This window comes from Nocardioides sp. cx-169, from assembly GCF_021083605.1.
Lineage (GTDB): Bacteria > Actinomycetota > Actinomycetes > Propionibacteriales > Nocardioidaceae > Nocardioides.
Map to the genome: position 1 here is coordinate 183,254 of NZ_JAJNRO010000010.1, position 26,428 is coordinate 209,681.

General features: G+C 70.8%; 35 protein-coding genes. 19 read left to right on the forward strand and 16 right to left on the reverse strand.

Annotated elements, in window-relative coordinates; genetic code table 11:
• Positions 1–13: 13 nt before the first annotated feature.
• A complete protein-coding gene (locus LRP67_RS16020) occupies positions 14–1,135 on the reverse strand; it encodes a DNA glycosylase AlkZ-like family protein (RefSeq protein WP_231271166.1) in 1,122 nt (373 codons plus the stop codon).
• 26 nt (positions 1,136–1,161) lie between these two features.
• Positions 1,162–2,109, reverse strand: coding sequence for a hypothetical protein (locus LRP67_RS16025; protein ID WP_231271167.1), 948 nt, complete (start codon positions 2,107–2,109; stop codon positions 1,162–1,164).
• A 165-nt stretch (positions 2,110–2,274) separates the two neighbouring features.
• Here LRP67_RS16025 and LRP67_RS16030 point away from each other — a divergent pair, with 165 nt between their 5' ends.
• The 8 genes from LRP67_RS16030 to LRP67_RS16065 all read left to right on the forward strand — a co-directional run bounded on the left by LRP67_RS16030 (position 2,275) and on the right by LRP67_RS16065 (position 7,566).
• Positions 2,275–2,496, forward strand: a complete 222-nt coding sequence (locus tag LRP67_RS16030) for a hypothetical protein (protein ID WP_231271168.1) — start codon at positions 2,275–2,277, stop codon at positions 2,494–2,496.
• Positions 2,497–2,641: 145 nt separating this feature from the next.
• A complete protein-coding gene (recA, locus tag LRP67_RS16035) occupies positions 2,642–3,694 on the forward strand; it encodes a recombinase RecA (protein ID WP_231242612.1) in 1,053 nt (350 codons plus the stop codon).
• Positions 3,678–4,283, forward strand: coding sequence for a regulatory protein RecX (locus LRP67_RS16040; RefSeq protein ID WP_231242613.1), 606 nt, complete (start codon positions 3,678–3,680; stop codon positions 4,281–4,283). The genes recA and LRP67_RS16040 overlap by 17 nt, the downstream gene beginning before the upstream one ends.
• A gap of 58 nt (positions 4,284–4,341) precedes the next feature.
• Positions 4,342–4,836, forward strand: coding sequence for a phosphoribosyltransferase (locus LRP67_RS16045; protein WP_231271169.1), 495 nt, complete (start codon positions 4,342–4,344; stop codon positions 4,834–4,836).
• Complete coding sequence (locus LRP67_RS16050; protein ID WP_231271170.1) at positions 4,833–5,546, forward strand: GNAT family N-acetyltransferase; 714 nt, start codon at positions 4,833–4,835, stop codon at positions 5,544–5,546. Before LRP67_RS16045 ends, LRP67_RS16050 begins: the two co-directional genes overlap by 4 nt.
• Before the next feature lie 21 nt (positions 5,547–5,567).
• Positions 5,568–6,422, forward strand: a complete 855-nt coding sequence (locus LRP67_RS16055; protein ID WP_231271171.1) for a PPK2 family polyphosphate kinase — start codon at positions 5,568–5,570, stop codon at positions 6,420–6,422.
• Complete coding sequence (locus tag LRP67_RS16060) at positions 6,419–7,186, forward strand: HipA family kinase (protein WP_231271172.1); 768 nt, start codon at positions 6,419–6,421, stop codon at positions 7,184–7,186. The genes LRP67_RS16055 and LRP67_RS16060 overlap by 4 nt, the downstream gene beginning before the upstream one ends.
• Entirely contained in the window at positions 7,183–7,566 is a 384-nt protein-coding gene (locus tag LRP67_RS16065) for a DUF3037 domain-containing protein (protein ID WP_231271173.1), read from the forward strand. The genes LRP67_RS16060 and LRP67_RS16065 overlap by 4 nt, the downstream gene beginning before the upstream one ends.
• Positions 7,567–7,576: 10 nt before the next feature.
• Here the strand turns inward: LRP67_RS16065 and LRP67_RS16070 are convergent, their stop codons facing one another.
• The 4 genes from LRP67_RS16070 to LRP67_RS16085 all read right to left on the reverse strand — a co-directional run bounded on the left by LRP67_RS16070 (position 7,577) and on the right by LRP67_RS16085 (position 11,143).
• Positions 7,577–8,320 (reverse strand): sirohydrochlorin chelatase, encoded by a 744-nt coding sequence (locus LRP67_RS16070; RefSeq protein WP_231271174.1) that lies wholly within the window; start codon positions 8,318–8,320, stop codon positions 7,577–7,579.
• Positions 8,321–8,390: 70 nt separating this feature from the next.
• Positions 8,391–9,137, reverse strand: coding sequence for a phosphoadenylyl-sulfate reductase (locus LRP67_RS16075; protein ID WP_231271175.1), 747 nt, complete (start codon positions 9,135–9,137; stop codon positions 8,391–8,393).
• A gap of 49 nt (positions 9,138–9,186) precedes the next feature.
• Entirely contained in the window at positions 9,187–9,357 is a 171-nt protein-coding gene (locus LRP67_RS16080) for a hypothetical protein (RefSeq protein ID WP_231271176.1), read from the reverse strand.
• A gap of 70 nt (positions 9,358–9,427) precedes the next feature.
• Entirely contained in the window at positions 9,428–11,143 is a 1,716-nt protein-coding gene (locus LRP67_RS16085; RefSeq protein WP_231271177.1) for a nitrite/sulfite reductase, read from the reverse strand.
• Positions 11,144–11,540: 397 nt separating this feature from the next.
• Between LRP67_RS16085 and LRP67_RS16090 the strand changes: the two genes are divergently transcribed.
• Positions 11,541–12,263, forward strand: a complete 723-nt coding sequence (locus tag LRP67_RS16090; RefSeq protein ID WP_231271178.1) for a hypothetical protein — start codon at positions 11,541–11,543, stop codon at positions 12,261–12,263.
• A gap of 57 nt (positions 12,264–12,320) precedes the next feature.
• The gene (locus LRP67_RS16095) at positions 12,321–13,763 is read left to right on the forward strand and encodes a glycine hydroxymethyltransferase (RefSeq protein ID WP_231271179.1); all 1,443 of its coding nucleotides are present in this window, start codon (positions 12,321–12,323) and stop codon (positions 13,761–13,763) included.
• Positions 13,764–13,802: 39 nt separating this feature from the next.
• Here LRP67_RS16095 and LRP67_RS16100 read toward each other — a convergent pair whose 3' ends face one another.
• Positions 13,803–15,473: an acyl-CoA dehydrogenase family protein gene (locus tag LRP67_RS16100; RefSeq protein ID WP_231271180.1), complete on the reverse strand. Its 1,671-nt coding sequence runs from the start codon at positions 15,471–15,473 to the stop codon at positions 13,803–13,805.
• A gap of 17 nt (positions 15,474–15,490) precedes the next feature.
• Between LRP67_RS16100 and LRP67_RS16105 the strand changes: the two genes are divergently transcribed.
• The 3 genes from LRP67_RS16105 (at position 15,491) to LRP67_RS16115 (ending at position 17,956) form a co-directional block, all read left to right on the forward strand.
• Positions 15,491–16,450 (forward strand): YihY/virulence factor BrkB family protein, encoded by a 960-nt coding sequence (locus LRP67_RS16105; protein WP_231271181.1) that lies wholly within the window; start codon positions 15,491–15,493, stop codon positions 16,448–16,450.
• Between the two features lie 35 nt (positions 16,451–16,485).
• Positions 16,486–17,580, forward strand: a complete 1,095-nt coding sequence (locus LRP67_RS16110) for a TrkA family potassium uptake protein (protein ID WP_231271182.1) — start codon at positions 16,486–16,488, stop codon at positions 17,578–17,580.
• A gap of 232 nt (positions 17,581–17,812) precedes the next feature.
• Complete coding sequence (locus tag LRP67_RS16115) at positions 17,813–17,956, forward strand: hypothetical protein (RefSeq protein WP_231271183.1); 144 nt, start codon at positions 17,813–17,815, stop codon at positions 17,954–17,956.
• 580 nt (positions 17,957–18,536) lie between these two features.
• Here LRP67_RS16115 and LRP67_RS16120 read toward each other — a convergent pair.
• Complete coding sequence (locus tag LRP67_RS16120; RefSeq protein ID WP_231271184.1) at positions 18,537–19,220, reverse strand: response regulator transcription factor; 684 nt, start codon at positions 19,218–19,220, stop codon at positions 18,537–18,539.
• 269 nt (positions 19,221–19,489) lie between these two features.
• On the opposite strand from LRP67_RS16120, the gene LRP67_RS16125 reads away from it, so the two are divergent.
• Positions 19,490–19,921 carry a pyridoxamine 5'-phosphate oxidase family protein gene (locus LRP67_RS16125; protein ID WP_231271185.1) on the forward strand — a complete coding sequence of 144 codons (432 nt, stop codon included), beginning with the start codon at positions 19,490–19,492 and terminating at the stop codon, positions 19,919–19,921.
• 42 nt (positions 19,922–19,963) lie between these two features.
• Here the strand turns inward: LRP67_RS16125 and LRP67_RS16130 are convergent, their stop codons facing one another.
• On the reverse strand, positions 19,964–20,560 hold the full coding sequence (locus tag LRP67_RS16130) for a hypothetical protein (RefSeq protein WP_231271186.1): 597 nt from the start codon (positions 20,558–20,560) through the stop codon (positions 19,964–19,966).
• Positions 20,561–20,710: 150 nt separating this feature from the next.
• Between LRP67_RS16130 and LRP67_RS16135 the strand changes: the two genes are divergently transcribed.
• The gene (locus tag LRP67_RS16135) at positions 20,711–20,932 is read left to right on the forward strand and encodes a PLDc N-terminal domain-containing protein (RefSeq protein WP_231271187.1); all 222 of its coding nucleotides are present in this window, start codon (positions 20,711–20,713) and stop codon (positions 20,930–20,932) included.
• Positions 20,933–21,056: 124 nt separating this feature from the next.
• On the opposite strand, the gene LRP67_RS16140 is transcribed toward LRP67_RS16135, so the two are convergent.
• The 3 genes from LRP67_RS16140 to LRP67_RS16150 form a co-directional block, all read right to left on the reverse strand.
• The gene (locus LRP67_RS16140; protein WP_231271188.1) at positions 21,057–21,797 is read right to left on the reverse strand and encodes a hypothetical protein; all 741 of its coding nucleotides are present in this window, start codon (positions 21,795–21,797) and stop codon (positions 21,057–21,059) included.
• A 324-nt stretch (positions 21,798–22,121) separates the two neighbouring features.
• Complete coding sequence (locus LRP67_RS16145; RefSeq protein ID WP_231271259.1) at positions 22,122–22,379, reverse strand: DUF3263 domain-containing protein; 258 nt, start codon at positions 22,377–22,379, stop codon at positions 22,122–22,124.
• Positions 22,380–22,398: 19 nt separating this feature from the next.
• Positions 22,399–22,626, reverse strand: a complete 228-nt coding sequence (locus LRP67_RS16150) for a hypothetical protein (protein WP_231271189.1) — start codon at positions 22,624–22,626, stop codon at positions 22,399–22,401.
• Positions 22,627–22,715: 89 nt separating this feature from the next.
• Here LRP67_RS16150 and LRP67_RS16155 point away from each other — a divergent pair, with 89 nt between their 5' ends.
• From LRP67_RS16155 to LRP67_RS16170, 4 genes are read left to right on the forward strand one after another with little or no spacing between them, the layout of a single operon-like run.
• Positions 22,716–22,913, forward strand: coding sequence for a hypothetical protein (locus LRP67_RS16155; RefSeq protein ID WP_231271190.1), 198 nt, complete (start codon positions 22,716–22,718; stop codon positions 22,911–22,913).
• 32 nt (positions 22,914–22,945) lie between these two features.
• Positions 22,946–23,248: a hypothetical protein gene (locus LRP67_RS16160; RefSeq protein ID WP_231271191.1), complete on the forward strand. Its 303-nt coding sequence runs from the start codon at positions 22,946–22,948 to the stop codon at positions 23,246–23,248.
• A gap of 14 nt (positions 23,249–23,262) precedes the next feature.
• Positions 23,263–23,409, forward strand: coding sequence for a ribbon-helix-helix protein, CopG family (locus LRP67_RS16165; RefSeq protein ID WP_231271192.1), 147 nt, complete (start codon positions 23,263–23,265; stop codon positions 23,407–23,409).
• Positions 23,410–23,440: 31 nt separating this feature from the next.
• Positions 23,441–23,818 carry an SLOG family protein gene (locus LRP67_RS16170; RefSeq protein WP_231271193.1) on the forward strand — a complete coding sequence of 126 codons (378 nt, stop codon included), beginning with the start codon at positions 23,441–23,443 and terminating at the stop codon, positions 23,816–23,818.
• Positions 23,819–24,266: 448 nt separating this feature from the next.
• Here the strand turns inward: LRP67_RS16170 and LRP67_RS16175 are convergent, their stop codons facing one another.
• The 4 genes from LRP67_RS16175 to LRP67_RS16190 are packed head-to-tail and all read right to left on the reverse strand — an operon-like array spanning position 24,267 to position 26,388.
• Positions 24,267–24,470 carry a hypothetical protein gene (locus LRP67_RS16175; protein WP_231271194.1) on the reverse strand — a complete coding sequence of 68 codons (204 nt, stop codon included), beginning with the start codon at positions 24,468–24,470 and terminating at the stop codon, positions 24,267–24,269.
• 2 nt (positions 24,471–24,472) lie between these two features.
• Complete coding sequence (locus LRP67_RS16180) at positions 24,473–25,138, reverse strand: hypothetical protein (RefSeq protein ID WP_231271195.1); 666 nt, start codon at positions 25,136–25,138, stop codon at positions 24,473–24,475.
• A gap of 35 nt (positions 25,139–25,173) precedes the next feature.
• Entirely contained in the window at positions 25,174–25,890 is a 717-nt protein-coding gene (locus LRP67_RS16185; protein WP_231271196.1) for an N-acetylmuramoyl-L-alanine amidase, read from the reverse strand.
• Between the two features lie 54 nt (positions 25,891–25,944).
• Entirely contained in the window at positions 25,945–26,388 is a 444-nt protein-coding gene (locus LRP67_RS16190; RefSeq protein ID WP_231271197.1) for a hypothetical protein, read from the reverse strand.
• Positions 26,389–26,428: the final 40 nt, after the last annotated feature.

Sequence of the window (26,428 nt, forward strand, 5' to 3'; positions counted from 1 at the left end):
GGGCTCGAGCCGACTACGACGTCTCGTCGGCCACCACGAGCTCGAGACCCAGCCACCCGGCGAGGTCGCGGATCTCCTCGTCCACGGCGGCGGTCATGGCCTTCGTGAACGGCACATCCTCGTGGAGCGCGTCGACGCGGAGCTCGCCCTCCCTGCGGTCGGCCGTCGCGTCGAGCTTGCCGACCAGCCGGTCGCCGTACAGGACCGGGAGCGCCCAGTAGCCCCAGCGGCGCTGGTCACGCGGCTTGTACATCTCCAGCTGGTAGTCGAAGTCGAACAGCTCGTGGGTCCGTCGGCGGTCGAACACGAGCCGGTCGAGAGGGGAGAGCAGAGCCGCGCGCGCGGTGAACGGCTGAGCGAACAGCTCCTCGAGCAGCTGGGGATCCACCCGCCACCGGCCCTTGACTCCCTCGATGACGGCCGGCTCACCCGCATCTCCGCTGGTGGAGGGCTCGCCGGGCACGGCCGCGGCGCGGGCACGGGCGATCCCGAGGGAGCGCAGTCGGCGCTCGTCACGCACGCGCGCCGCTTCCGGGGCGGGCACGACCGGGTCGTCGGGGTAGACGCGCTCGGCCAGGTCCCACAGCGTCTCGCGGCCCTCACGCCCGGCCGAGGCCACCTCGCCGCGAGCGACCAGCAGGTGGAGCAGCATGACGACGTTGCGGTGGTTGTTCCACCCGCTCGAGCGCCACGGCCGCGCGCAGGTGTCGGGGAGCTCGCTCGCGGGCAGCGGGCCCGCCATCCGCAGCCGGTCGAGGATGTCGAGCCGGCAGGCGGTGTTGGCCTCCACCCACTGCCGTTGCTCCTCCTGCCACGGCCGCAGCCGGCCGCGCCCCGGCCAGTCGGCCATGTCTGCGCGGAACAGGGCCAGGTCCTCGCAGGGTCGTAGGCGGCCCTCCAGCTCCAGGACCCGCTGCTCCTCGACGGCGGTGGCGAGGTCGTCGGGGGAGTAGGAAGACCCGAGCCGGGTCCAGAGCACCAGGTCGGCGTTGCGGGCGACGTGGTTGGTCTGGTCGTGCTGGAGGATCGTGAGTCGGCGCAGCACCGCGAGCCAGTCGTCGGGGCGCTCCCCGGTCAACAGCTGCCCGCGCAGCGCCAACCGCCGCGCGTCGGTGCGGGAGAGCTCGTGGACCACCCGCCGAGGGTACGACGATGCGCGCGCTAGGGGCCGTGCCCGCCGTCGTCGTGCCCGCCGTCGTCGTGCCCGCCGTCGTCGTGCCCGTCAGCGGAGGCGGGAAGGGCGAGGTGTGCCGTACGGACGACGCCGTTGTGGCGGAAGTCGAGGTAGAGCTGGTAGTCGCCCTGGCTGGGCACCTCCACCCCGAACGTCACGTCCGGGCCCGGGGCCGTGACGCCGTCGCCCGGCTCGCCGGTGGGGTGCACGTGCAGGTAGGCCAGGTCGCCCTCGCGCAGCGCGACCAGGTGGCCGTAGGCCCCGAGATAGGGCTGCAGGTCGCTCACCGGGCGGCCGTCGCGGGTGACGGTGAGCGTGAGCTCGGAGTGGGCGCCGGCGAGGAGGTCGCCCGTGAGCGTGACCGTGTAGCCGTCGACGGTCACGCTGCGGGTCTCCGGCCGCGGGTCGGTGGCCGCGGCAGGGCCCGGGACGGCGAGGTCGGCGCCCAGCGTGAGCGGCTCGCCCTCGGCGGGGGTGAAGTCCGCGAAGACCCGCCAGCTGCCGCCGGTGAGGTCGAGGGTGGTGGCCCAGGTGCCGTCCGCGGCGAGCGTGGGGTGGACGTGCTGGAACCCCTCGAAGTCTCGGCGGACGGCGATCAGGTGCAGGAGCTTGGTGTGCGCGACGTCGTACTCGGCGACCGGGCCCTCGGGCCCCTCGATGGTGAACGACACCGGGCGGCCGGCGCCGGGGGAGAGGCGGGTGTCGGCCAGCACCAGCCGGTAGCCGCCCTGCGCGGACTGGAGGCCACCGGGCACGCTCTGCGGGGAGGCGGTGGCCTGCGATCCGATGGGCTCCACGTGGGTGTCGTCGTGGCCGCGCGGCTCGGTGTCGACGGGGCCGAGGGTGGCGCCGGCGGCTAGGGCGACGCCGAAGACGAGCGCCAAACCGGCCACGAACACCAGGGCACGCGCCAGGGTGCTCGACGGGATCTGCATGTCTCGGTACTATACCCCCCTAGGGTAATTACGCAAGGAGGCGGCCGTGAGCCACGACCACGCCGGGATCGCACACCAAGCCCATCGGGAGGCGTCCGGCCGCAACGCGATGGCCGCCGGCGCCACCCTGCACTGCCTGACCGGCTGTGCCATTAGGGCCATGCGTTGACCCACCGCTTCCACGGGGCTCCGCCCGCCCGTCCGTGGGTGCCGCGGCTCGCCAGCAGCACGCTCGCGGCGGCCATCGGGGCCTTCCTGCTGGGCGGGCTGGTCGCGGCGCTGGCCGCCCCGGACGAGCCGGCGGCGCCGAGTCCGCACTCCTGGCGCGACACGCCGGACGGCCAAGCGCGGATCGAACAGGTGTTCGGGCTAGGTTGGTCTTCGTAAGCAGGCGCAGCCACCGGCTGGCGCCGGCGCCATCCACAGCCCCGCCCGCCGGGGAGGCGGACTGTCGGCGGTCGGGTCTAGCGTCCAACCAGACGACGACGACAACCGACGAAGCTCGCACACACAGACGAAGGACGGACACATCATGGCTGGTGGAGACCGCGACAAGGCCCTCGACGCGGCACTGCTCAACATCGAGAAGCAGTTCGGCAAGGGCTCGGTCATGCGCCTGGGCGACGAGACGCGCGCCCCCCTCGAAGTCATCCCCACGGGGTCGATCGCGCTCGACGTGGCTCTGGGCCTCGGCGGACTCCCGCGTGGTCGAGTCGTGGAGATCTACGGGCCGGAGTCCTCCGGCAAGACGACCGTCGCCCTGCACGCGGTGGCCAACGCCCAGCGTGCTGGCGGCATCGTGGCGTTCATCGACGCCGAGCACGCGCTCGACCCCGACTACGCCAAGGCGCTCGGCGTCGACACCGACGCCCTGCTGGTCTCGCAGCCCGACTCCGGTGAGCAGGCGCTCGAGATCGCCGACATGCTGATCCGCTCGGGCGCGCTCGACCTGATCGTCATCGACTCGGTCGCGGCGCTCGTGCCCCGAGCCGAGATCGAGGGCGAGATGGGCGACAGCCACGTCGGACTGCAGGCCCGGCTGATGAGCCAGGCGCTGCGCAAGATGACCGGTGCCCTCAACAACTCCGGCACCACGATGATCTTCATCAACCAGCTCCGCGAGAAGATCGGCGTGATGTTCGGCTCGCCCGAGACCACCACCGGTGGCAAGGCGCTGAAGTTCTACTCCTCGGTCCGTCTTGACGTGCGTCGCATCGAGACCCTCAAGGACGGCACCGATATGGTCGGCAACCGGACCCGGGTCAAGGTCGTGAAGAACAAGGTGGCCCCGCCGTTCAAGCAGGCCGAGTTCGACATCATGTACGGCAAGGGGATCAGCCGCGAGGGCGGCCTGATCGACGTCGGCGTCGAGGCCGGCCTGGTCCGCAAGGCCGGCGCTTGGTACACCTACGAGGGCGACCAGCTCGGCCAGGGCAAGGAGAACGCCCGTACCTTCCTCAAGGACAACCCCGACCTGGCCAACGAGCTGGAGAAGAAGATCCTCGAGAAGCTCGGCGTCGGCCCCCAGGTCGACACGCCCGCCGACGACCTGAGCGACGAGCCGATCGGTGTCGACTCCTTCTGAGTCCGACCCCTGGCTCGGTGATGTCCGGGACGGGGTGGCGGCGTGGACGCGTTCCGCGCCGTCACCACCCCCCGACGACCCGGTGGCCACGGGGCCGGACGCCGACCTGGAGTCGGTCGCCCGCAAGATCCTGCTGGACCAGCTGACCGGCCAGGCGCGCTCCCGCAGCGAGCTGGCCACCAAGCTGGCCAAGAAGGGGGTCCCCGACGAGCTGGCGACCCGCCTGCTCGACCGGTTCGAGGAGGTCGGGCTCGTCGACGACGAGTCCTTCGCTCGGCTCTGGGTGGCCAGTCGTCAGCCCGGCAAGGGCCTGGCCCGCCGCGCGCTGGCCCAGGAGCTGCGCCGCAAGGGCATCGACGACGAGGTCGCCCGCGAGGCCCTCGACGAGATCGACCCGGCCGACGAGGAGCACTCCGCGCGGCTGCTGGTCCGTAAGAAGCTGCGCACCCTGACCCGCGTCGACGACACCACCGCCACGCGCCGCCTGGTGGGCATGCTCGCCCGCAAGGGCTACGGCTCCGGTCTCGCCTTCCGCGTCGTCAAGGACGAGCTCCAGGCCGCCGATCGCGAGGCCCCCGCCGATCTCTAGCGACGGTGCCGCTCGCGAGCGGGGAAGGCTCGCGGCAGCGGGATGCCACAATCACCCCGTGGCCGATGAACGCGAGATCCTGAATTACGAGATGTTCGGCGGCGCGGTGCGCGACCTGGCGCAGATGGTCGCCGAGGACGGTTACGAGCCGGACCTGGTGCTCTGCATCGCGCGCGGTGGACTGGGTCTGGGCATGGGCCTGGGCTACGCGCTTGACGTGAAGAACCTCTCCGCGGTCAACGTCGAGTTCTACACCGGCGTCGACTCCCGCCTCGATGTCCCGATCATGCTCCCGCCGACCCCGGCGGCGGTGGACCTGTCCGGGCTCAAGGTCCTCATCGCCGACGACGTGGCCGACACCGGCAAGACCCTGGAGATCGTCCAGGAGTTCTGCGCCGGCCACGTCGCCGAGGCTCGCAGTGCGGTCATCTACGAGAAGCCGTGGACGGTGGTGCAGCCCGACTACGTCTGGCGTCACACCGAGCGCTGGATCGACTTCCCGTGGTCGAGCCAGCCGCCGGTCGTACGACGCGGCGGCTCCGCGCACGGATGAGCGGACCTGCCGTGCGGCTGGTCGTGCGCGACCGCGGTCACGACCTCCTCGGTGCCGTGCACGAGGGCGAGTCGTGGGCCGCCGCCGCGCGCCGTACCGTCGCCAGTCGGCCCGCCGAGCCGGTCCCGGTCGACCTGTCCGGCGAGGTCAAGCAGTTCCTGGTCGACCACGACAACCGGGTCGCCGTGCGCCCGATGACCCCAGGCGACCTCCCGGACATGGCGCGCTGGCTCGTCGCGGACCACGTCCGCCGCTGGTGGCCCACCGACGGTGACACCACCCTCGAGGGGGTCACCGCCCGCTACGGTCCCTCGATCGACGGCATGACGCCGACCCGCATGCACGTCGCCGAGGTCAACGGCCGCTCCGTGGGGTTCCTGCAGGACTACCGGGTCCGCGACCACCCGGACTTCGCGATGCTCACGCCTGACCCCGACGCGATCGGGGTGGACTACGCGATCGGGGAGCCGAGCTGGCTGGGCCGGGGCTTCGGCGCCCGCCTGCTGTGGGCCTGGATGCCGCGGGCGCTGCGGCGCTTCCCCGACGCCCGGTCGCTGTTCGCGGCGCCCGACCACCGCAACGCCGCCTCGCTGAGGGTGCTCGACAAGGTCGGCTTCAGCCGAGGCGTCTGGTTCGACGAGCCACAGAGCGACGGCGGCGTCGCGACCGTCGTCGGTTGCACCCTGGACGTGGCGACCGTGCTCGGCTGACCGGGCTGGGATAGTGCTCCCATGACCCCCGCGACCGTCGAGCCCCTGGTGCGCCTCCCCCCCGGCCCCGTGTCTCTGAAGGACATCCCGACGGACGCGACCCCCGGCTTCGACGGCGACAAGGAGGCGGGGGAGGCGGCCTTGGCGGCGCTCGCCCCCGAGCTGGCCGATGTCCAGGAGCGGCTCTTCGCCGAGCGCACCACCGGATCCCCGCGTCGGCTGTTGCTGATCCTGCAGGGCATGGACACCTCAGGCAAGGGCGGGGTACTGCGCCACACCGTGGGCGTGGTCGACCCCCAGGGGGTGCAGATCACGGCGTTCAAGGCGCCCACCGCCGAGGAGCTCCGTCACGACTTCCTGTGGCGCATCCGCCAGGCGCTGCCCGAGCCCGGGCACATCGGCGTGTTCGACCGCTCGCACTACGAGGACGTGCTGATCGGGCGCGTGCACCAGCTCGCCGACGCCGACGAGATCGAGCGCCGCTACGACGCGATCAACGAGTTCGAGCAGGAGCTGGTCGCAGCCGGGACCGTGGTGCTCAAGTGCATGCTGCACATCTCCGCGGCCGAGCAGAAGGAGCGGCTCCTCGCCCGCCTCGACAACCCGGCGAAGTACTGGAAGTTCAGCCCCGGCGACGTCGACGAGCGCGCCCACTGGGTGGCGTACCGGGAGGCCTACGAGGTCGCACTGGAGCGCACCAACACCGAAGTCGCGCCCTGGCACGTCGTGCCGAGCGATCGCAAGTGGTTCCGCAACCTCACCATCGCCCGACTGCTCCACGAGAAGCTCCTGCAGATGGCACCGACCTGGCCGCCAGCGGACTTCGACGTCGAGGAGCAGCGCGCCCGGCTCCTGAACGAGGTGCCGGTGGCGTGATCGAGACCGTCTCCGTCACTCGCTACATCACGCCGCTGCGCGAGGGCGGCAGCCTGCCCGGGATCGTGGAGGCCGACGACCTCGGCACCTACGTCTGCAAGTTCCGCGGCGCCGGCCAGGGCGTGCGGGTCCTGGTCGCGGAGGTCATCGTGGGGGAGCTCGCGCGCCACCTCGGCCTCGACACCCCGCGTCTGGTCGCCCTCGACCTGGACCCGCAGATCGCGCGCTACGAGGCCGACGAGGAGGTCCAGGACCTGCTCAACGCCAGCCCCGGGCTCAATCTCGGAGTCGACTTCCTGCCCGGCTCCTTCGGGTACGACGGCGAGCTGCCGGCCGACGCCGGCGACGCGGCGGCGATCGTCTGGCTGGACGCCTTCTGTGCCAACGTCGACCGCACGTGGCGCAACCCCAACCTCCTGCTCTGGCACGGGCACCTGTGGGTGATCGACCACGGCGCCTCGCTGTACTTCCACCACGCCTGGTCGGGGGGCGTGACCGACCCGGCCCGCTTCGCCGCCCAGCCCTGGGACCCGAGCGATCACGTGCTGCTGGACCGCGTCGCGGACCTGGGAGCCACCGACGAGCGGCTCTCCGCGCTGGTGACCCCCGAGCTGCTCGCCGAGGTCGTTGCGCAGGTGCCTGACGCCTGGCTGGAGGGGGTGCCCGGCGCCGGGGACCCGGCCACGCTGCGGGCGGCGTACGTCGACTTCCTCACCGCCCGCCTGGGCACCCGGCAGTGGCTCCCGACGGAGGCCGGCCGATGACCGCCCGCCTCGCCTACCAGTACGTGGTGCTGCGCTGCGTGCCCCGCGTGGAGCGCGAGGAGTTCCTCAACGTCGGCGTGGTCGTCTACTGCCAGGCCACCGACTACCTAGGCGTCGCCTGGAACGCCGACCGGGATCGCCTGCTCGCCCTCGACCCGCGCCTCGACGTCGACCAGGTCTGCGATGCGCTCGCCTACGTCGAGGCCATCTGCGCCGGCGATCCTCGAGGGGGGGCGGCCGCGGCCCAGCCCCTCGGCCAGCGCTTCGGCTTCCTCAAGGCCCCCAAGAGCACGGTGCTGCAGCCCGGCCCCGTCCACGGCGGCGTCACCGCCGATCCGCCCCGCCAGCTCGAGCGCCTGCTCACCCAGCTCGTCGGCTGACGGGTCGGCGTCAGACGGGGACGAGCTCGACGGCGCCGACGGCGTAGCGGGCGAGGATCGTGCGGGCCACCTCGGGGTGGGCGCCGAGGGGCTCGGAGACGGCGACGGCGCCCGCCTCGAGGGCGAGCTCCGCGGCTCGGTCGACCAGGTCGCCGGGGGCCAGGAAGAGCGACGCGACCGCGATGTGGCGGCGGCCCTCGGCACGGAAGGTGCGTACGGCCTCGCCGGTGGCCGGCGGGGCGCTGGCGGCGTACGCCGCGCTGACCGGCAGCTTGTGGTGGGTGCCCCATAGCCGGGCCAGGCGGGAGACGGCCTGGTTGGCGAGCGGGTCGGTGGAGCCGGCCGCGGCCAGGACCAGGGCGTCCAGCTCACGGACCCGCGAGCGGCGCAGCGACTCGCGCAGGCGCTCGTCGAGCACCTCCAGGAAACACGCCTCGAGCCCGAGGATCGAGGTGACCCGGATCTGCAGCCCGGGGTGGCGAGAGGTGGCCTCGGCGACGGCGTCCGGTACGTCCTTGGCGGCGTGGGCCGCCTCGGTCAGGAGCAGCGGTACGACGACGATCTCGTCGTGCCCGGCCTTGACCAGGCGATCGACGACCGCCTGGAAGCCCGGCTTCGCCAGGTCCAGGAACGCCTTCTCGACGCGCAGGTCGGGACGCATCGCCTTGACCTCGGCGACCAGGGCGGTGATGGTCTTGGTCGACCGTGGGTCACGACTGCCGTGAGCCAGGGCCACCAGGGCGGGAGCGGCCATCAGCGTGGCCTCCTCTCCAGGGTTGCGGGTGCTTCGGTGGGCCGACGACGCTGTCGGGCTGGGATCGGGGTCATGAGTGGATCCCGCACTCGGTCTTGTTGGTGCCGGCCCAGCGGCCGCTGCGCGGGTCCTCGCCGGGGGCGACGCGCCGGGTGCACGGTGCGCACCCGATGGAGGGGTAGCCGTCGTAGACGAGCGGGTTGACCAGCACGCCGTTCTCGGCGATGTAGCGATCGACCTGCTCGTCGGTCCACCGCGCGAGCGGAGAGACCTTGACCTTGCCCTTCTTGGCGTCCCAGCCGATCACCGGTGCGATCACCCGGTTGTGCGTCTCGGCACGGCGCAGCCCCGTCGCCCAGGCGTCGTACGACGCCAGCGACTCGGCCAGCGGCGTGACCTTGCGCAGCGCGCAGCACAGGTCGGGGTCGGTCTTGTAGAGGTCCTTGCCGTACGCGGCGTCCTGCTCGGCCACCGACTGCACGGGGGTGATGGTGAGCAGGTTGACGTCGAGGGTGGCCTGGACGGCGTCGCGGGTGCCGATGGTCTCGATGAAGTGGTAGCCGGTGTCGAGGAAGACGACGTCGATGCCCGGCACCGTCTTGGCGGCCAGGTCGGCGAGCACGGCGTCGCCCATCGAGGAGGTGATGCAGAACCGCTCGCCGAACGTGGCGGCGGCCCACTCGATGATGTGCTCGGCCGGGGCCAGCTCGAGCTCCGCACCCCAGTGGGACACCAGCTCGCGCAGCTCCTCGGGGGAGCGGCCGGCGGTGTGGGAGCCGCGGTTGGCGCGGGCGGCGGCGGTGGTGGCGGTGGTCATGCGGGGCCCCCGGCGAGGCGCGAGCGCAGCGAGTGGCTGGTGGGGGTGCTCATGCCTGCACCTCGCGTCGCAGCATGCCGAGCATCTTCACGGTGAACGCGCGCTGGCAGGACCGGCACTCCCAGGCACCCTTGACCGACGAGTCGTCCGACTCGTGCGGCCACAGGTTGTCGTCGGCGCAGTAGGGGCAGTGGAACGGCACAGCGCGCTCGTTGCTCATCTCGGGGTCCCCGCGAGCCTGTCGGACGGAGGAGCGAGGCGGGGGAGGGCGAGAACGTCGCGGAGTGGGCTCATAGCGTGGTCAACGCCTTCTCGCCGCGTAGCAGCTCCTCGTCGGCGCGCGCCACCCAGGTGGCGAAGCGCTCACCCTCGGTGCGGTCGGCGAGGAAGTTGCCGACGACCACGGTGATGTAGTCGTCCAGGCCCGCGCTGGTGACCTTGTGGGCGCGCAGCTTGCGACCGAAGTTGGCCTCCAGGCCGGTGGCGCCGCCGAGGTGCACCTGGAAGCCCTCGACCTGCGCGCCGTCGGACATGACCAGCTGGCCCTTGAGCCCGATGTCGGCGACCTGCGTGCGGGCGCAGGCGTTGGGGCAGCCGTTGACGTTGACCGTGATCGGCGTGTCCAGGTCGGGGAAGCGCTTCTCCAGCTCGCCCACGAGCGCGCGGGCGCGCTCCTTGGTGTCGACGATCGCCAGCTTGCAGAACTCGATGCCGGTGCAGGCCATCGTGTTGCGCCGCCAGTTGGAGGGCCGCGCCGAGAGCCCGATGGCGTCGAGCCGGGCGACGAGCGGCTCGACCTGAGCCTCGTCGACGCCGATCAGCACGATCTTCTGGTACGGCGTGAGGCGGGCGCCCGCCACGCCGTACTCCTCGATCAGGTCGGCCAGCTGCACCAGCAGCGTGCCGGACACCCGACCGACCGTGGGCGCGATGCCCACGTAGAACTTGCCGTCCTTCTGCGGGTGGACGCCGATGTGGTCGCGGTGGCCCACCGGGGACGGCGGCGAGGGGGTGGAGACGAGCGGGCGGCCGAGGTACTCGTTCTCGAGGACCTCGCGGAACTTCTCGATGCCCCAGTCGGCGACCAGGAACTTCAGGCGCGCCCGGGAGCGCAGCCGGCGGTAGCCGTAGTCGCGGAAGATGCCGGCCACGCCGGCCCAGACGTCGGCCACCTCGTCCAGCGGGACCCAGACGCCCATCCGGGCGGCGAGCATCGGGTTGGTGGACAGGCCGCCGCCGACCCAGAGGTCGAAGCCGGGGCCGAGCTCGGGGTGGACGGTGCCGACGAAGGAGATGTCGTTGGTCTCGGGGGAGACGTCGTGGCTCGGGTGGCCGGTCACCGCGGTCTTGAACTTGCGCGGGAAGTTGGAGAAGTCGGGGTTGCCGATGAAGCGTTCGAAGATCTCCTCCAGCGCCCGGGTGCCGTCGATGATCTCGTCCTGGGCGACGCCGGCGACCGGCGAGCCGAGGAAGGGCCGCGGGGAGTCGCCGCAGGCCTCGAGGCTGCTGAGCCCGGCGGCGTCGAGCCGGTCCCAGATCTCCGGAACGTCCTCGACGCGGATCCAGTGGTACTGGATGTTCTCGCGGTCGGTGACGTCGGCGGTGTCACGGGCGAAGTCGACCCCGATGCGGCCCAGGGTCCGCACTGCCTCGTGGTCCAGGAGTCGGCCGTCGGAGCGCACACGGAGCATGAAGAACTCGTCGTCGAGCTCCTCCTCCTCCAGTGTCGCGGTCTTGCCGCCGTCGAAGCCGGGCGCGCGCTGGGTGTAGAGGCCCATCCACCGGAAGCGGCCGCGCAGGTCGGCGGGGTCGATCGAGGCGAAGCCGCGCTTGGAGTAGATGTTGATGATCCGGGCGCGGACGTTGAGCGGGTCGTCGTCCTTCTTGGACTGCTCGTTCTTGTTCAGCGGCTCGGTGTAGCCGAACGCCCACTGACCCTCGGCCCGCTTGGGGCGGGGGACCTCGGTGTGGGCGGGAGGCTTGGCCTGGAAGCGCTGATCGGGCATGAGGAGCTGGTCCTTCGCTGAGTGCCGCGGGCCTCGGACGGGCCGGCGCGGGATGATCGGGGTGGCGTTGTTCAGCGGGGCCAACACATCGCGCTGCGCGTGCGCCCGAAGTCCACGTGGCGACGTACCACGAGGTAGGCGTGCGTCCGGGCGCTGATCATGTCAAGCAGTCTCAGGGTTCGGACGAGGTGCCCACAACCTGAAATCTCATGATGTGGAATGCGAGTCCAGCATCTAAGACCCTCGTTGAGGCCTCCACGCCTGTACTGGTGAGTAGTGCGGCGCAGGTCACACCGGCCACCCTGGGAGGGGATGGGCAGGGGATATGACCCATCCGTGTCATGCGGGGGAGCGCAGGGCGGAGGAACGTGGAACTCCCCTCCGAGAGGAACCGCCCATGACACCGATCACCCGCCCCCGCCTGTTCCGCCGAGAGCAGCTCAGTCGCGACCTGCGCAGCGCCGCCGTGGCGCTCGTCGTCAGCGTCCTCGTGCTCGCCGCCCCCAGCGTCGCCGCCAAGATCACCAACGCCGACACCGTCGACCACAAGAGCGCCGTGGGCGCCGGAGCCTCGGTGAAGAAGCGCGCCGGCAAGCTGGTCGCGACCAACAAGCAGGGTCGCCTGCCCAACGACATCATCGCCAAGGCGCCCGACGCCAACCGCCTCGACGGGCTGGACTCCACCCAGCTGAGGAGCGTGGCGGCCGCGCCCGGGACGGTCCAGTCCGGGCTGTGGGGCGCGTGGGGTGGCAACGCGGACGGGTACGTCGCGGACGCGGTCACGCTGCCCAGCCGACTGCCCGGCGACATCCCGCTCTCGCGGGTCACCTACATCAACTCGGGCGCCGCCATGACCACCGAGTGCCCCGGCCCGGGACGCGTCGGACCCGCGGGCTGGGCCTGCTTCTACGAGCTCAACCGCGGCGGTGCGACCTACGGCAACATCTTCTTCCAGGACGAGCTCGGCGGCGGTCCCTCCGGCGTCTCGCGCGACGGCTTCGGCATCTACTACGCCTGCAGCAGCGCCGAGTGCTACGCCTACGGCCGCTGGGCGGTCAAGGCCGGGACCGCGGCGTCGGCGCGCGTGCCCGCACGTCCCGCGCGTCGGTCGAACCCCTGAGCGTCCGGCGTGCGGCGGTCGTTGGGCCGCCGCCCGCCGGATCACTAGGCTGCGGTCATGGCCGACATCGATGCCCTGACCAGCAGCGCCTACTCCCAAGCCCTCGAGGTCATCGCCTCGGTGGAGCCTCGCATCGCCGACGCGACCCGCAAGGAGCTGGCCGACCAGCGCGGCTCGCTCAAGCTGATCGCGAGCGAGAACTACGCCTCGCCCGCGGTGCTGCTGACGATGGGGACCTGGTTCAGCGACAAGTACGCCGAGGGCACGGTCGGGCACCGCTTCTACGCCGGCTGCCAGAACGTCGACACCGTCGAGGCGCTCGCCGCCGAGCACGCACGTGAGCTCTTCGGGGCCGAGTACGCCTACGCCCAGCCGCACTCCGGGATCGACGCCAACCTGGTCGCGTTCTGGTCGATCCTGGCCCACCGGGTCGAGGGCCCCTGGCTGGAGAAGGCCGGCTCGAAGAACATCAACGAGCTCACCGACGCAGACTGGGAGTCGCTGCGCCACGAGCTCGGCAACCAGCGGCTGCTCGGGATGAGCCTGGACGCCGGCGGCCACCTCACCCACGGCTTCCGTCCCAACATCAGCGGCAAGATGTTCCACCAGCAGCAGTACGGCACCGACCCGGAGACGGGGCTGCTCGACTACGACGCCGTGGCGGCCAAGGCCCGCGAGTTCAAGCCGCTGATCCTGGTGGCCGGCTACTCGGCGTACCCCCGGCGCGTGAACTTCGCCAAGATGCGCGAGATCGCCGACGAGGTCGGCGCCACGCTCATGGTCGACATGGCGCACTTCGCCGGGCTGGTGGCCGGCAAGGTCTTCACCGGTGACGAGGACCCGGTCCCGCACGCGCACGTCGTGACGACCACGACCCACAAGAGCCTGCGCGGCCCGCGCGGCGGGATGGTGCTGGCCACCGAGGAGTACGCCTCGTCGGTCGACCGCGGGTGCCCGATGGTGCTCGGCGGCCCGCTCTCGCACGTCATGGCCGCCAAGGCGGTCGCGCTGGCCGAGGCGCGCCAGCCGTCGTTCCAGGCCTACGCTCAGAAGGTCGCCGACAACGCCAAGTCGCTGGCCGAGGGGTTCCTCAAGCGCGACGCCAGGCTCGTCACCGGCGGCACCGACAACCACCTGGTGCTGCTCGACGTCTCCGGCTTCGGCCTCACCGGCCGTCAGGCCGAGTCGGCGCTGCTCGACGCGGGCGTCGTGACCAACCGCAACTCGATTCCCTCGGACCCCAACGGCGCCTGGTACACCTCCGGCATCCGCCTGGGCACCCCCGCGCTCACGACCCGCGGCTTCGGCCACGACGAGTTCGACCAGGTGGCCGAGCTGATCGTCCACGTCCTGCAGAACACCCAGCCCGGCACCACCAAGGCCGGCGGCCCGTCGAAGGCGTCCTACGCCCTCGGCGACGGCATCGCCGACAAGGTCAAGGACGCCTCCGCCGAGATGCTCGACAAGCACCCGCTCTACCCCGGACTGGTCCTGTCCTAGCTCGCCGCACCGCTGACCCGTCAGACACTCTCTGACGGGTCAGCGGTCGGTAGGCAGGGTGCGGTCGACGATGGCGCGCAGGTCCCCGGAGGCCAGCGCGCCGTAGACCCCGTCGTACGACGAGCCGAGGCGCGAGGCGCAGAAGACGTCGGCGACCTCGGGCGGCGCGAAGCGCACGAGCAGCGAGCCCTGCAGGCACAGCGCCATGCGCGCGGCGAGGCGGCGGGCGCCGACCTCCAGCGACGCGGACTCCCCGAGCATCGCCAGGGTGTCGTCGACGGCGCGGTCGAGGCGCGCGTCGGCGCCCCGGGCCAGGCCGACCTCGGTGATCCATGCGGCCAGGGCCTCCGGCTCACGCGCGAGGGCCCGCAGGACGTCGAGCGCGTTGACGTTGCCCGAGCCCTCCCAGACCGAGTTGAGCGGCGCCTCGCGGTAGAGCAGCGGCAGGACCGACTCCTCGACGTAGCCGTTGCCACCGAGGCACTCCAGGGCCTCCGCCACGTGGGCGGGCGTGCGCTTGCAGACCCAGAGCTTCGCGAGCGGCAGCGCGATCCTCCGCAGCGCCGCCTCGTGCGGGTCGTCGCCTCGGTCGACAGCCGACGCGAGCCGCAGCGCGAGCGCCGTCGCGGCCTCGGACTCCACGGCCAGGTCGGCCAGGACGTTCTGCATCAGCGGCTTGTCGGCCAGCAGGGAGCCGAACGCCGAGCGGTGCGCGGCGTGCCACGAGGCCTCCGAGACCGCGCGCCGCATCAGCGACGCCGACCCCAGCACGCAGTCAAGCCGGGTGGCGGCCACCATCTCGATGATGGTGCGTACCCCGCGTCCCTCATCACCGAGCCGGCGGGCGAGCGTGCCGTCGAGCTCCAGCTCCGAGGAGGCGTTGGAGCGGTTGCCCAGCTTGTCCTTGAGTCGGACGACGTCGAGCTGGTTGCGGGTGCCGTCGGGCAGGACGCGGGGGAGCACGAAGCAGGTGAGGCCCCCGTCGGTCTGCGCCAGCACCAGGAACATGTCGTTCATCGGGGCGGAGGTGAACCACTTGTGCCCGTGCAGCGTGTACTCGCCGTCCACCGCGGTCGGCCGCGCCACGGTCACGTTGGCCCGCACGTCGGAGCCGCCCTGCTTCTCGGTCATGCCCATGCCGACGAGGGCGCCGCGCTTCTGCGCGATGGGGCGCAGGCCAGGGTCGTAGGTCGTCGAGGCCAGCAGCGGTGTCCACTCCTTCGCAACCGCGTCGTCGGCGCGGAGCGCGGGCACGGCCGCGTACGTCATCGAGATCGGACAGCCGTGGCCCGGCTCGGTGTGCGACCACGCCATGAAGCCCGCGGCCCGGCGCAGGTGCGCGTGCGGACTGCCGGCCTCCTGCTGCTCCCACGGCGTCGCGGCGAGGCCGTGGCCGACCGCGCGCTCCATCAGCCAGTGCCACGAGGGGTGGAAGACGACCTCGTCGATCCGCTCGCCGTACCGGTCGTACGGCGTGAGCACCGGGTGGTGCTCGTTGGCGAGCCGGCCGTGCTCGCGCGCCTCCGCGGTGCCGGCCTCGGCACCCAGGGCCACCAGGTCCTCCAGGACCTCGGGGCCGGCGTGGTGGAGCACCGCCTCGCTGAGCGCGGCGTCGGCGGTGACGACGTTGTGACCGACGAGCGGAGGCGCCTGGTTGGTGGTGACGCGCACCTCGCGGCGCGTCGGGGTTGGCGGGTCCGGGAGTGCCATACGACTACCGTAGAGCCATGGCGGCGGACACCCAGGACACCGCCTCACCGGGCCGGGCCAGGAGCCTCGCGCGCCACGGCGAGACCCTCTGGCGGCTCGTCGTCACCACCGTGAGCGCCTGCCTGCGCTACCGCGTGACCGGTCTGGCCGCCGAGGCGGCGTTCTTCGCGGTACTGTCGGTGCCGCCGCTGATCTTCGCGCTCGCGGGTGCCATCGGCTACGTCTCGGACCGCTTCACCACCGCCCAGGTCGAGGACGTCCGCCAGGCCGTGGTCGACCTGTCGTCGTCGTTCCTCACCGACAGCGCCGTCAACCAGATCGTCGTCCGCACCATGGAGGAGCTCGAGACCGGCCGCTTCGACGTGGTCTCGCTCGGCTTCGTGCTCGCCCTCTGGTCGGGCTCGCGCGCGCTCAACGTCTTCATCGACACCATCACGATCATGCACGGGCTCGGCGGGCACCGCGGGATCATCAAGACCCGGGCGCTGTCCTTCGTGCTCTACATCCTCGCCCTGATCACCGGCGCGGTCTCGATCCCCCTGGTGGTCGCCGGACCCAAGCTGGTCAGCGAGGCCCTGCCCGACAGCGCGCAGTTCGTGATGGGCTTCTACTGGCCGGTCGTCGTGGCGGTCTGCGTGTGCTTCCTCGCCACGCTCTACCACCTGTCGGTGCCGGTGCGGACCAACTGGAGCTTCAACCTCCCGGGCGCCACGTTCTCGCTGGTCGCGTGGATCGTGGGCTCCTATGTCCTGCGCTGGGTGCTCACCGTGACCGCCGCCGACTCCACGTCGATCTACGGGCCGCTCGCGGCGCCCATCGCGGTGCTCCTGTGGCTCTACATCCTGGCGCTGGCCGTGCTCATCGGCGCGGCCGTCAACGCCGCGTTCGACACGGTCTTCCCGCAGAAGGGCACCGCCCACGCGCGCCTGGAGCTCGTGCACCTGCTGAGGAACCGCATGACGAAGGAGCGGTCCTGAGCGGAGCCGTGAGGGGCGTCCACTAGATTCGCCCTGTGGTGGACGTGACGGGGGACCAGGCGGGTAGCGCCTTCCGTGGGCGCATCGCACTGCCCGAGGTCGTCCGCTCCCCATGGTGGGAGCTCGGTCGCCGGCTGCTCGCGGCGCTCGGGATCCTGGTCGGCACCGTGCTCCTGGTCTACCTCGACCGCAAGGGCTACGTCGACGGCAACGACCCGGACAACGAGATCAGCCTCATCGACGCGATCTACTACACGACCGTCACGCTCAGCACGACCGGGTACGGCGACATCGCCCCCGTCACCGACGGCGCACGACTCGTCAACGCGTTCATCATCACCCCCGCCCGCATCGCCTTCCTGGTCCTGTTGATCGGCACCACCCTCGAGGTGCTGGCGTCGCAGGGCCGGGAGATGTTCCGGGTCTCTCGCTGGAGGAAGAACATGGGCCACCACGTCGTCGTCGTCGGCTACGGCACGAAGGGCAGGAGCGCCGTGGACACCCTGGTCAACAACGGCCAGAACCGCGAGGCGATCGTGATCGTCGATCCGAGCCCGACCGCGCTCGCCGACGCGCACGCCGACGGACTGGCGGTCGTCTCCGGCGACGCCACGCGTCGTGAGGTGCTGCGCCGCGCCGGAGTGGGGGAGGCCGACCAGATCATCATCACCACCAACCGCGACGACTCCAACGTCCTCTCCGCGCTGACCGTCCGTCAGCTCAACCCCGATGCCTGGATCGTCGCGGCGGTCAAGGAGCAGGAGAACGCCCCGCTGATGCGCCAGTCCGGCGCCAACTCCGTCATCACCTCCTCCGACGCCGTCGGCCGGCTGCTGGGACTCTCGTCGCTGTCGCCGACGCTGGGCTCGGTCATGGAGGACCTGCTCACCTACGGCGAGGGGCTCGAGGTGGCCGAGCGCGACCTGCTGGTCAGCGAGGTCGGCAAGCAGCCCCAGCAGCTGCCCGACCAGGTGATCTCGGTCGTGCGTGACGAGAAGGTCTACCGCTACTTCGACCCGGTCGTCACCCAGCTGGCCCGTGGCGACCGGCTGATCGTCGTACGCCCGGCCAAGGAGCTGCCCTGGGCGCCGCGCCCCGGCACGCACCACGAGGAGACGGCCTCCGACTGAGGCGTGCGATGACCGACGAGCCCTACCTGGCGGAGGCTCCACTGAGTCGAACGTGTGTTCGAACGTGTGAGACCATGGAGGGATGGGCGGCGGCTGGGGAAAGCAGGGCATCGGGGTGCCACTCTCCGAGCGCGTCCGCCCGGGCGCGCCCCCTGGTCCCGCAGCTGCCCCACCGCGCGAGACGTGTCCCGCGCGGCACTGCTGGGTCGCCGATGCCCTCGACCGCCACGGGGTGAAGCGGCCAGGGCTGCTCGTGGAGTGGCGCCAGGCGGAGACGGGCTGGGAGGGCCGGGTGGCGTACGTGGTGCAGCTGCGACCCGACGCGTGGCAGCTGGTCGAGGAGTGGGTGCCCGCCGTGCTGCTGACCCCGTCGTAGGCCGGCCAGGGCGCGAGACGAGGCATGAAGAGGCCGAACCGCTGGCGTCTCGGGTCGCCAGCGGTCCGGCAGTCACCACGGTAGCCGACGAGCGGCCTCGCCCCAACGGCTTGCGCCCAAGTGGACGTAGATCACCCCGGATGACGCCGTTCGGGCCCTTCGTCCGGCGGGAGACCCGGGGAGGATGGCGTCGGCGGTCTCTTTCGAGGTGCAGTCCTCCCGATAGGGCTGCGTAAGCCCTGACTCTCGAGACCGCCGACGCCGCCAACGTACTGAGGTGGTGTGACGTACGCCTCATCCCTCCGGGTGAATTGTGCGGAGCGCGGAGGAATCCCGGCCGGGTGTAACGTCAATGACGAAGACCACCGGTCCGCCTCTTACTCGTAGGCGGAGCGGTGGTTTCGGTCATATGCGACGCAGAGTGCGGCGTGTTCTCAGATCACCCGACCCGTCCGATACGACGTGGACACGGTATGTCGCATCGTGGCCGGGGCGCAGCGCTTCTCGCTCACAAGTTGCTCACGATCGCGACTCGCGCCCGGCGGCGGACCCGACGGGGGCATGGCGAGGGCGAGGCGACCTACGGCCCGTCGGTGCCCTGCGCGGGGGCGTCGGGGACATCGCCGAGTGCGAAGCCGTGCTGCACCGACCACGCGATGGCCTGGCTTCGGCTGGTGACGCCGGTCTTTCGGTAGGCCGAGCGGATGTAGGTCTTCACCGAGTTGATGCTCAGGTAGAGCCGATGCGCGATGTCGTCGTTGCCGAGGCCCTGGGTGATCAGGCCCATCACCTCGACCTCGCGCGGCGAGAGACCCTCGGCGACTCCGAGCCGGCTCGGGTTGGCGGTGTAGTCGGTGGCCTCGGGGGAGTGGTCCCCCGCGAGGTCGCCGGCCGCGGCCGCCTCGATCGCCCGGATGATCTCCTGGGTGCCGGCCGACATCGAGATGGCGCCGTCGACGCCCTTCTCGAGGGCGCGGCTGGCCAGGTCGGGGCGCAGGTCGCGGGCGATCGCCACTACGGCGGCGTGGGACTCCTTGACCAGCCACTCGAGCTCGTCGGCACTGCCGCTGCTGAGACCGGCGACGTCGTACAGCACGACGTCGACGCCCGGGTCGGCGGTGAGGTCCACGGTGCGGCCGAGCAGCTGGATCCGCGCGCCCATCTCCACCACCACGGAGGACAGGCCCCGGTACACGACGTCCTCGTCGGTGATGATCGCAAGTCGCACCGGTACGCCGGTCTCTCGTGGCAGTGAAAGCGGCATCCGGACCGTCCTCGTTCGACAACCTCTGTCCCGGCGCCGGGCGCGCCGGATAGGTCGACAGGTCCATTCCCTGGACTTCAGGAGCCTAACCATGGCCCGGGACCGGGGTCCAGACGGCGGCCCGCTCAGCGGGTCTCGCCGCGGGGCCTGGTGACGGCCTGAGGTCCGTAGGCGACGGGACCAAGGACCCTCCTGCTGGCGCGCTCGAGGTACCAGCATCGAGACCACGACGCGCAGCTGCCCGTCGGCCCCGGAACGAGGTGAGCACCATGATGACCGCACAGTCCGTCCACGAACCGGTCGAGGACCTGACACTCGAGGAGTGCTGGGAGCTGCTCGAGCTGGAGGAGTTCGGCCGCCTGGCCTACCGCCTGGTCGACGAGGTCCACATCGTCCCGATCAACTACCTGATCGACAACCGCAGCCTGCTGTTCCGCACGGCGCCGGGCAACAAGCTGCTGGCCGCCGCACTGCAGAGCGACGTCGCCTTCGAGATCGACTGGCACGACCTCGAGGGTGCCTGGTCCGTCGTGGCCCGCGGCGTCCTGCGCCGGCTCGAGGAGGACGAGCGGGGCCGCGCCGACGACCTGCCCGGCCGGCCGTGGGTCTCCACGCCCAAGTACGACGTCGTCGAGCTGATCCCCGTGGCCGTCACCGGCAAGCGCTTCCGGCTCGACCTCGGGGACGTCACTCGCCCCTGACGCCGGTCGGTGGTCGGGGTCTCAGACCTCGTCGGACGACTCCTACCGCCAGGCCCCCCACTGCGAGGGCGGACCCATGAGGTCGACCGCCCGCCGCAGCCCGATGGTGACGCCGATGGCGACCACCCCGATGCTCGAGACGAGCGAGCCGACGCCAATAGTCAGCCACGCGATCACGTACCCGGCCGTGATCCCACCGGCCGTCGCGCTGGTCTGGGCGTTCGAGGACGCCAGGAGCATGAGCGCCCCGATCACGTTGATGGCCAGGCCGAGCGCCAGGTAGCCCGCCCCGTCGACATACTTGGGGCGCCGCCGCTGGGTCACGCGGTCGTCCAGATCGACCGTCAAAGGGGCGGGCCTCGGCGGCGTCCGGACGCTGACCCCGAGCTCGTGCAGGGTCTCGCGCAGGTCACGCTGGATCGAGCCTGCGTGCACCGCGAGGTTGATCACCCCGGCGTGCTCGGTGTGCAGCTCGACGCTGAGCGGGGTCGGGAACACGACCAGCGGCACCTCCCCCCAGGAGTAGTGGGCGACCCCCTCGCCGTCGGACTCGCGCAGGGTCAGACCCTCGGCACTCAGGGTGAGCTGGTGCCGGACGCCCTCCCTGGTCACTGCCCAGGAGGTGTGCTGCTGGTCCATCGGCTTCTCGTCTCTGCCAGGGATCGGGGTGATGCCCCCACTCCCTTCCCCCCGAGACACCGGTTCACTCCTCCCGCCTCGCTCGCGTCGAACTACGCACCGGCCCACCCGTGTGCCCGTGTCGGGGGTGACGCGGCCTAGGATCGGAGGGTGGCGAAGAAGAAGTGGTCCGACCTCACCCGGCGCCAACGACGCATCATCGTCGCGGCCAGCCTCGTCGAGGTGGTCCTGACCACCGCCGCATCACGCGACCTGGCGTCTCGCCCGGCCGACCAGGTCCGGGGCCCCAAGCCCCTGTGGGCGCTGTCCTTCGCGGTGCAGCCCTTCGGCCCGGTCGCCTATCTGCTGGCAGGTCGGGTCCGCCGCGCCTGAGCGGCTGCCTCTCTGCGGTTGAGGCACGGGCGCAGCGAGCCTCGAGGCTGCTGCGCCCGCTCCTTTTGCTGGTTGAGTGCGAGCGCAGCGAGTCTCGAAACCACCGCGCCCGTCCTCCGGACCCCTACGAGATGGTCGCGGCGCCCTCGGCCTCGATCCGCTCGTCGTGCAGCAGCTCGCCCTCGGCGTCGACGGGGGTCACCGACACCTTGAAGGTGATCGGCGAGTCCTTCTGGTAGATGAAGTTCTCGCCGAACGAGATGACCTGCCCGGACCCGAAGGTGTAGACCGACGGGTCGACGTACGAGCCGGGCGCGAAGGCACCGTCGTTGACGTCCTGCGCCTCGAACAGCGCGTCGTCCACGACCGAGTCCATGCCCTGCATGTAGGGCCAGTCGTCGTACCGTGCGTCGATGCTCACGCCGCTCGAGCCGAGGTCGATGTCGTCGCCGTTGTTGGTGACGACGAAGTTGACGAACACGATCTCGTCGCCCACCGCGAGCAGGGGCTTGTTGGTGTCGGGGTCGACGAACTGGCCGGTCTCCGTCGCCTTGGCAGTGCCCACCTGGTAGACGTCGACCGTCATGTCCCCGGCCTCGATCGTGGTGATCTTCTCGCCCGGCGTCGTCACCGGGTTGGCCCACTCCGGCTGGGACCCTGAGGCCGCGCTCTCGTCGTCCTCCGAGGCCGTCGGCTCCTCGGTCGGGGCGTCGCTCTCGCTCTCGGTCTCGCTCGGCGACTCGGACGACGTGTCGGACGCGTTGTCCGAGTCCGAGTCGTCCGAGCATGCGGTCAGCCCGAACAGGGCGAGCGAGGCGATGCCGGCGACGGCGATGCGGGTCGAGCGGGGGAGCGTACGGCGCATGGAGTTCCTTACGTTGAGGGGTTAAAGAGCCTAATTTAGGCGGCCGTCTGAGGCGTACCGGACCGACCCTTCGACGCGGCTCGCATCACGTGGCGGCGGTCACATCGACCGGCCCGCGACGTCAGGCGTGATGATGAGCACATCAGCGGTGGCGAGGACGAACTGCACCTCCGGCGGAACAGAAAGAGGCCCTCGAAAGGGCCTCTGACCTGCGGTGATTCTCTGGTGGGCGATACTGGGTTTGAACCAGTGACCTCTTCCGTGTCAGGGAAGCGTTATTGACGCTCACAGCGCCTCTTTTCGGGCTAGATGTCAGCCATGTCGTCAGCCATTAACTCCAGAATACGCCCCAGACCTCGCCACCCGCCTCGCCTGCCTGAGCCGAATCAACCTCCTGACCACCGCCGGATACGCAGCCACCGCCGCCGGCTCGTCCAGCAGCGCATCCAGCCTCGCGTAGTAGCGCGTCTCGCTCTCGCCGAACAGCTCACGTATCCGGCCGACCTTGACCCCGGCGTGTTTGAAGCGCACGGCCTCGAGTTGCAGCGTCTTGTGCTCGCGGTCGCTGAGCCCGCCCCCCATGGTGGTCACGCGTTGGAGGCTAGGTGTCGCCGCCGACATCCCGCCCCCGCGCCCAGTCAGTCCCATCCCCCCGCACCCTCCCAGCCGGAAACCAGCCCCGCCGATTCCCGTCCTGCTGCCACACGACGCAGACGTGCCACTCGCCGTCTCGCAGCTCTTGCGCTTCGACGACACCGGGCCACCATGCGCCGTCGATGTTGACCTCGACCAGCGGCGGGTCGAGTGGGTCGGAGCGGCGGTAGGTCATGGCGGCAGGGTAGGAGGCGGCGGCAAGTGGCGGAGTTTGTAGGGACGAACGTATTGACAAACGTAATGACGCCATGCCATGATTCCTACATGACGACGACGAAGCCCCGCTGGACCCGAGTCCTCAATGGTTGGTACTCCCTCAACCTCCGCACCGCGACTGGCCTGTTCTCGGCCGAGGTCATCCAGACCGAGCTGGGCCTCTGGGCGGTCAAGGTCAACGAGCGCGAGGTTGGCATGACCGACTCGCTCAAGTCCGCCAAGTCCCTCGCCCTGGCGGTGGCGTGATGGGGACGGCCGATCACCGGCCGGAGCGTCTGATGGGCTTCATTGAGCCGGGCGACGCGGCCGGCGACCTCCCCCTGTTCGCCCTGGCGGACAACGTCGCGAACGGGAACAAGAGTCGCGGGCACATCGCGCTCATGCCTGAAGGCGAAAGTCGCGCCGACGCCGCGTTCGTCGACACGGGTCCGGTGCTGCAGTTCTCCGCCCAGTTCGGCGGCCAGATGACCCCAGTCACGGTCCGGGCGTTGGCGGCAGAGCTCAACGAGTGGGCCGACCGCAAAGAGCAGCACTGGTGCGGCCCGACGCGAGGCTTCATGTTAGGCAAGGGGTCGGCATGACTACGCTGCACCGCGTGGCGAAGCCCAAGATGGTCATGCGCTCCCTACGCGTCCCCGCCGACCTCTGGGAAGCGGCAAAAGCGAAGGCCGACGAGCGCCAGGAGAACATCAGTGACGTGCTGCGCGAGGCGCTGGAGCGCTACGTGAAGAGCAAGCGATGACCGAGCAGCGGTGGAAGCGGGAGGCGGGCGCATGAGCGGGCGCATCCTCGTCACCGGGTCGCGCGACTGGACGGACGCGCAGACGATCCGCAGCGCGCTCTCTGAGGCCTGGCACATGCTTGGCAAGCCGAACGACGCAGTGCTGGTGCAGGGCGAGTGTCACCTAGGCGGCGCCGACCAGATCGCCGCTGAGACGTGGCGCGGCTGGGGCTACCCGGTCGAGGGTCACCCCGCCGAGATGGGGCCGGATGGTCACGTGCTGGGGCCGAAGCGCAATGCCCACATGGTCGGTCTCGGTGCTGACGTGTGTCTCGCATTCCCGCTGCCGTCGTCGCGTGGCACCAAGAACTGCATGAGGTTGGCGCGCGAGGCCGGGATTCCCGTCAAGGTCTACGCGCCTGCCGGTTAACCCCGCCGCCGACACATAGACCACCCCACCAGCCCGCCTCCGAAGGCCGCCGCGAGATGTGTGAGCACGAGGAAGCCGTCCATAAGGTGACAGCCTTCACTCGGCCGCCCATTAGGTCCAGCCGAAATAGCAGAAGCGCCGCCGCCACCTCCCAACGGAGGTGACGGCGGCGCTTGTGTGTGCGGCTCAGGAAGCACGAAAGCCCCCCGCTGACCGAAGTCAACGGGGGGCGACTGCGTGGCAGGGCGTCCTAGGAACCTGTCCCGCTTGCTCAGATCGGCGGCTACAGACCCGAAGTCCACGCCGCCGAACGGCAGTACAAGTGTACCGCGTCAGAGGATCGTGCGGTGGAACAGCACGTGCCCCGCGACCGTGCAGGCTGCGAGGACGGCGGTGGTCAGCATCGCCCCGAGCGCGAGCCCTAGTCGGACGTCGCGGTTGGGCATGACTACTCGGCGTCGGGCGGTGCGTCAGAGGTGTGGACCTTGGCAGCGGCGAGTGCGAACAGTACGGCCGCAACGCCGGACCAGAGGCGCATCTCAGCCTCGCCGAACCATGTCTTGTCCATGGCGTACTGCACGAGAACCGCACCGAGTACGCCGGCGAGGTAGAGGACGAAGCGAACCTTGGGCGGGATGTTGATGGTGGGCATACCTACTCCTTGACGATGTTGAACAGGACAGGGGCGTGATCGCTCCCGCCGAAGTCCTCGCGCCGCAGGTCCTTGATGCCGACCCCGCGCGCGATGACGTAGTCGATGCCGCCGTTGCTGTAGACCTTGGCCCCGAGGCGCCTGACGAACTCGCGGACCTCGGGCGACGACGCGGCACGGTTCCAGTCGCCGGTCATCACCCACGGGCGACCCCAGCGGTTCCAGCGGCGGCCGAGACGGGCCAGTGTGGCGAGCGAGTTGTCCCAGGCGGCGTCTCGCCGCGGGTATGCCTTGAGTCCGGGCGTCGGAGGCATGTGGACCGCGACGATGCGAACGCCGCCGACGACAGCCGACACGGCAGAGCGCGGGTGGTGCAGCCCCGGTCGTCCAGGTCGCCGCTCCCAGCCCTTGCGCTCGAGCTTGTGCAGCCGCCGACCCCACGCGCGCAGACCCTTGCGCGCCACGATCAGCGAGTCGCGTGCCGGGTCGTCGACGTCGTAGCGGACCACCTTGAGACCGGCGGCGCGTGCTCGTCGTGCGATGGTCCCGGCGTAGCGCTTGGCCTCGTGGAAGGTGGCGACGTCGAGGCCGAACGCGTCGATCAGTTCCTCGGCCTCGTTGGCTGCTTGGTCGACCACCTTGCGGCCAGCGGGTCGGCCTTCCTTCATGTTCCAGCTTCCGACTCGCAGGACGCGGGGCACGACTACTTGCCCTTGCCCTCGAGCAACTTGGTCAGCAGCGTCTCGATGCGCCCGAGCCGGTTGACCAGCGTCTCGGCCACCGTGTCCTCAGACCACTCGTGCTTGCGGCCGACGTCGAGCTTGGAGGCGTTGATCTCCTCGCGGATGATCTTGCGGATCTCGTCAGCGTTCATTTCGTCTTCCTCCAGGCGTGCGGCGATGTCGTTGCGGAACTTGTCCATGTCGAGCAGGCCCGGGTCCCACTTGCCGGTCAGGCTGGTCTCGCGGTGTGCGCGGACGTGGGATGCGGGCCAGCCGTAGTGGTCACACAGGGCGGCGCACAGGGCCACGTAGGCGGCGTACTGCGTCGGGGCCCAGCCCTCGGAGCCGTCGTTCATGGCCTCGATGCCGATGTAGAGCGCGTTCCCATCGCCCGCGGGCATCGGACCCGTGGCCTTCGCGTCGCCGCCGTGGTTGGCGCGACCGGCGGCGCAGACGTAGACGGTGCCCTTGCGGTCGAGTGCGAGCTGACACAGCGGCGCCGGCAGGTCAGCGCGCCCGGTGGCGGCCATCCACAGCGCGTACTCCTTGGTGTCGGATGCGCCGCCCGTGTGGTGAACGAGCACGCCGCGGGGGTCGAAGCCACCCGTCGATGCGGGCCGTGCGCGGGTGCGCCAGCCGGACAGCTCAATGACGTTCAGGCCCGACTTGCGGCAGGCGTCGGCAAGGTCAGTCAGCACGAGTGCCTCCGTAGATCAGGCGCCCGACCCGCAGCCGGACGCGGTGGAGCAGGGTCAGAGGTGGTCGTCTTCGTCGAGAAGCTGAGCCACGAGCAGTTCGTCAGGCAGCGTCGGGACGGTGCCGCCGAGAGCCAGCACCTGATCGCGCAGCGTCGTGGCCCACCGAGCAATCGCCCGAGCCATGCCCTTCCAGTGCTTGACCTCGACGGTCAGGATGTCGATGCGCTCCGACTGGCGGGCGATCTGGTCCTGAATCTCGGCCGCCTTCTGTTCGCGCTCGGTGCGCTCTTCTGCGCTCTTCCGGTCACTCTCGATGCGCTCCACGGTGCGCGCCGCTGACAGCTCGAGCATCTGCTGCCTGAGTCGGTCGACCTCGTCGCGGTACGGCTGCAACAGGTTGAGCGTCATCGACTCCAGCGCCTGCACGGCGGTGGCCTGCTCGGTGGCGCTGACGGTGTCGGCGTTGGCCTGGGTGGAGGCGCGGGCCGTGTGGCGCACCCCGAGGAGGACGAGCCAGGCGCAGAAGATGGTCCCGGCG